General features: G+C 38.2%; 1 protein-coding gene and 1 pseudogene. Both read left to right on the top strand.

Features of this window, described 5'->3' with window-relative positions; translation table 11 throughout:
* Nucleotides 1–75 (top strand): annotated as a pseudogene (locus AC1DJR_RS33520) (DUF3958 family protein); the annotation flags it as partial.
* A partial coding sequence (locus tag AC1DJR_RS33515; protein ID WP_477004624.1) for a T7SS effector LXG polymorphic toxin occupies nt 72–440 on the top strand: 369 nt, incomplete at its 3' end. The pseudogene AC1DJR_RS33520 and the gene AC1DJR_RS33515, both read left to right, overlap by 4 nt.

Here is a 440-nt window from a genome sequence, read left to right as displayed (position 1 = left end):
AGACGAGACCTTAGTGATTTAGAAAACGACCTTTCCTATCAACAACAACAATTAGCAAGGGAGGTCAATGCATGAGTTTAAATATGTATTTAGGAGAAGTACAAAGCCAAACTCAAAGCATGAATGCTGTATGTACCGCTACCATTCAAGGCATGGAACAAGCCATTCAGTCGATTGACGCTTTTGCAACTGATACTGTGTTACAAGGGCAAACATATAGCAGTGCAAAATCATTTTTTGTACAAACCTTTCGTCCTTTAGCGCAAGGAATTATTTATCTGTGTGAAGAGTTAATTCGTCAGAACGATGCTTTTCCAAGTCAATTTCAATCACAAGTCGCTTCCACAGATGTAATTGAACAAGAAATATTAGAACAAATTCGAGAAATTGACCGAATGAAAGCAAGTATGGAAGCCATCAGTCAAGCTATGCCAATCCCA

Source organism: Bacillus sp. 05T31, assembly GCF_056396725.1.
Note: the sequence above shows the minus strand (reverse complement) of the source record. Positions and strands in the feature narration are given on the sequence as shown.